The sequence below is a fragment of the Streptomyces sp. NPDC057474 genome (assembly GCF_042802555.1).
Lineage (GTDB): Bacteria > Actinomycetota > Actinomycetes > Streptomycetales > Streptomycetaceae > Streptomyces.
Window position 1 is genome coordinate 1 of sequence record NZ_JBHVDX010000426.1, and the last position, 3,827, is coordinate 3,827.

General features: G+C 67.9%; 4 protein-coding genes. 2 read left to right on the plus strand and 2 right to left on the minus strand.

Annotated elements, in window-relative coordinates; all coding sequences use genetic code 11:
• Positions 1-306: 306 nt before the first annotated feature.
• Positions 307-1,278 (plus strand): ABC transporter ATP-binding protein, encoded by a 972-nt coding sequence (locus ACFU53_RS47160; protein WP_384006572.1) that lies wholly within the window; start codon positions 307-309, stop codon positions 1,276-1,278.
• Positions 1,275-2,129 (plus strand): ABC transporter permease, encoded by an 855-nt coding sequence (locus tag ACFU53_RS47165; RefSeq protein WP_384006575.1) that lies wholly within the window; start codon positions 1,275-1,277, stop codon positions 2,127-2,129. The genes ACFU53_RS47160 and ACFU53_RS47165 overlap by 4 nt, the downstream gene beginning before the upstream one ends.
• Before the next feature lie 32 nt (positions 2,130-2,161).
• On the opposite strand, the gene ACFU53_RS47170 is transcribed toward ACFU53_RS47165, so the two are convergent.
• Together ACFU53_RS47170 and ACFU53_RS47175 are read right to left on the minus strand one after the other, a co-directional pair.
• Entirely contained in the window at positions 2,162-3,283 is a 1,122-nt protein-coding gene (locus tag ACFU53_RS47170) for an IS630 family transposase (RefSeq protein ID WP_384006578.1), read from the minus strand.
• Between the two features lie 112 nt (positions 3,284-3,395).
• Positions 3,396-3,827, minus strand: a 432-nt coding sequence (locus ACFU53_RS47175; protein WP_384006581.1) for a transposase, incomplete at its 5' end; no start/stop codon positions are given.

A 3,827-nucleotide genomic window follows, 5' to 3' on the forward strand; every position in this document is an offset into this window, starting at 1 on the left:
CTCAACTCCCTCGCCGACTACCTCACCAAGATCGGAACCACCCGCCAGAAAACAGAGCAGAACTAACCCACAGGACTTCTGGCGCATCACACTAGTGCTCTGACCGGGAACGTTCGCCGGGTCGGTGGAACACGATGAGATAACTGAACCGTTCGGTAATGTGTTCGTCCGGGAGGGCCCGAATCGCTGCTGCCAGGTGGCAACGGCAGCCACAGCCGTAGACACGTCCCATGACCACGGACGTTCGGCGCGGCCTCCGGCCCCTGATCCCAGAGAACGGACCACGAGACGGACGGGGGAACACCGATGACGACCGCTCACGCCTTATCCGGGGTTGGGAGCAGCCCACCGCCAGAGAGCGACACGGTCATCGACGTACGGGATCTGCGGATGCGCTACCGCAACCAGGACGTATTGAAGGGTGTCGGCTTCACGGCCCGGCGAGGCGAAGTCGTCCTGCTGCTCGGCCCGAACGGCGCGGGCAAGACGACCACGATCGAGGTCCTGGAAGGCTTCCGGATGCGATCGGCCGGTGACGTAACCGTCCTCGGCACCGATCCGGCAGGCGGGGACGAGCGGTGGCGTGCGCGCCTGGGCATCGTGTTGCAGTCCTGGCGCGACCACGGCAAGTGGCGGGTGCGGGAACTGCTGGCCCATCTTGGCTCGTACTACGCGCCGTACTCCACGGCCCTCGTGCGGCGGCCGTGGGACGTTGACGAGCTCCTCGCCGCCGTTGGGCTGACCGAGCAGGCGGACAAGCGGGTCGGAACTCTGTCCGGCGGGCAGCGCAGGCGTTTCGACGTGGCCGTCGGCATCGTAGGCAGACCCGAGGTGCTGTTTTTGGACGAGCCGACGGCGGGTCTGGACCCGGAGGCGAGGAACGAGTTCCACGGCCTGGTACGCGGGCTGGCGGACGAGAACACCACTGTTCTGCTGACCACGCACGACCTTGCCGAGGCGGAGAGGCTCGCCGACCGGATCCTCATTCTGGCCGGCGGCCGGATCGTGGCCGACGGCTCGGCCGAGGAGCTGTCGCGGCAGGCATCGGCCGAGGCCACTGTGCGCTGGACGCGGGACGGGCGGCCCTTCGAGGAGGCGACGGCCGAGCCCACCCGGTTCGTCCGTCGGCTGTTCGAGGAGCACGGCGACGCGATCGGCGGGCTGGAGGTGCGCCGGGCGAGCCTGGAGGACACCTACTTGACGATGGTGCGGGAGCTCGAGGCGGGGAGCGTTCCCGATGAGCGGACGGTGCACGCTTTCGGGGAGGGATCGCGATGAGTCCGGTGTGGTACGCGGCGGGAGTAGGAGTGCGGCGCGGCTGGACGGAACTCCGGCAGACCTTCACCACCGGCCAGGACGTGTTCGGCTACGTACTCTGGACGGTCCTGCTCCTCGTGCCGCTGTTCCTGCTCAAGGACGACCCGCTGAAGGGCGCCGGCATCTCGGCCGGCGCGTTCATGCTGCCGAGCATGCTAGGCATGACGCTCGCGTTCACCGGCATGATGACCACGGCACAGCTGCTCGCGACCGAGCGCGAGGACGGCACCCTGCTGCGGGCCAAGGCCGTGCCTCACGGCATGGTCGGCCACCTGATCGGCAAGATCATCATGGTCTCGGGGACGGCTCTCGTCTCCATGGCACTCCCCTTCGCCGTCGGCGTGTTCCTGGTGGTGGACGGGGTTGCCCGGCAGGGCGGCGGAGCGCTGCTGACGCTGGTGTGGGTGATGCCGCTGGGTCTCCTGGCGACCCTGCCCATGGGCGCCGTCATCGGCTCACTGGTCAGCAGTCCGCGCACCGTCGGCTTGCTGATGCTCCCGGTGATGGGACTCATCGTGATCTCCGGCATCTACTTCCCCCTGTCCGAGCTGCCCGAGTGGCTGCAGACCGTCGGGCAGATCTTCCCCGTGTACTGGCTCGGCCTCGGTCTCCGCTCGGCGCTGCTGCCGGCCGATGCGGTCGCCGCCGAGATCGGCGATTCCTGGCGGCACCTGGAGACAGCGGGAGTGCTGGGTGCCTGGGCAGTCGCCGGGCTGCTCCTCGCACCGTCCGTCCTGCGCAGGATGGCCCGCCGCGAGTCCGGGGCCGCGATGGCGGAACGGCACCGGAAGGCGATGCAGCGGGTCGGTTAGTGATGTGCCGGGGATGTCGGCCCGGTTCCTGGTCAGGCCGCGTTGGGCAGAGGGCGTCCGCCCCAGCGGATGCCCTTCTCGCTGCGGATGCGGGCGCGTTCCTTGCGCTGGGCGGCGAGCACGTCGGGGTGGCGGGCGTTCGCGTTGCGCCAGCGCAGGTAGCGGTGCAGTGCCTGGGTCTGCGCGGGGTGGCTGCGGTGGTGGGAGTTGGCCAGGGTGAACTGCCGCAGCGGGCCGAAGTGGGCCTCGATGGGGTTGGCCCAGGAGGCGTAGGTCGGGGTGAAGCACAGCTCGACCTTGTTCTTCTTCGCCCAGCGGCGGATGTCCGCGCCGGTGTGGGCGGAGAGGTTGTCCAGGATGATGTAGATCGGGGCGCCGTCGGGTCGGGCGGCGCGGATCGACTTCAGCGCCGCCAAGGTGTTGGCGGTGCCTTTGCGACGGCGGTTGACGCCCCACAGGCGGTCGTCCCCGACGGAGTAGCAGCCGTGAAAGTAGGTGACGCCGTGGGTACGGCGGTAGGTCGCCGGCAGCCGGTTGGGCTTGCCCTGCTTCGCCCAGCAGGAGCCCGCGGTGGGCCGGATCCCCAAGGGCCCGAACTCGTCGAAGGCGAAGACTCGGTCGGGGAATCGGTCCAGCACCTGCTCAATGCGGTTGAGCTTGGCGTCGCGATCAGGATCGGGCGATTCCTTCCAGGTCTTGGTGCGCTGGAAGGTGATGCCGCGGCGCAGGAGCAGGCACCGTAAGGCTTCACGGCCGATGCGGATGACGCGTCCGTGCACTTTCCGCAGGTAAGAGGCGAGTTTGCGGATCGACCAGCGAGTGAAGGGCTGGCCGAGCCTGGTGGGGCGAGTGGTGGCCGTCCGGATGACGAATTCCTCGTCGTCAGGGCTGAGCAGGCGGGGACGGCCTCCCGCCCACTGAGGGTCCAGGCAGGCCAGGCCGATCTCGTTGAACCGGTGGATCACATCGCGCACGGTGTCCTCGTCTGCCTGGACCAGCTGGGCGATCACCGGCACCCGGTTCCCGCCCGCCGAGGCCAGCAGCATCACCGCGCGCCGGTAGCGCACCGAACTCGTGCTACCCCGGCGCACGATCTGCTGCAGCTTCTGCCCCTCCTGGTCGGTCAGTCTGCGTATACGGACAGGCTCAGCCACCAACGCCTCCACCGGTCGAATGGACATCACCGCACATCCAACCGTCGCGACCGACAACCCGGCGAACCTACGTGGTCACAGCACTAGTGTGATGCGCCAGAAATCCTGAGGGTTAGTTCTGCTCTGTTTTCTGGCGGGTGGTTCCGACCTTGGTGAGGTAGTCGGCGAGGGAGTTGAGGATCTCGTCGGCTGTCTTGGTCCAGGTGAAAGGCCGCGGGTTCTCGTTCCAGGCGTCGATCCACGCAGTGATGTCGTCCTCTAGGGCCTTCACGGAGGTGTGGACGCCGCGGCGGATGAGCTTGTCGGTCAGCAGGCCGAACCACCGCTCCACCTGGTTCATCCACGAGGAGCCGGTGGGCGTGAAATGGACGTGGAAGCGGGGGTGTTTGCCGAGCCACGTCCTGATCTCGGTGGTGTTGTGGGTGGCGTAGTTGTCACAGACGAGGTGCACGTCGAGTCCGGCGGGCACCGCCTTGTCGATCCGGATCAGGAACTTCTTGAACTCGATCGCCCGGTGGCGGCGGTGCAGTGCCGATATGACGGT

What these genes read in the sequence shown, in the direction of transcription:
- ACFU53_RS47160 (WP_384006572.1), top strand. Translation starts at nt 307, where the DNA reads ATGACGACCGCTCACGCCTTATCCGGGGTTGGGAGCAGCCCACCGCCA.
- ACFU53_RS47165 (WP_384006575.1), top strand. Translation starts at nt 1,275, where the DNA reads ATGAGTCCGGTGTGGTACGCGGCGGGAGTAGGAGTGCGGCGCGGCTGG.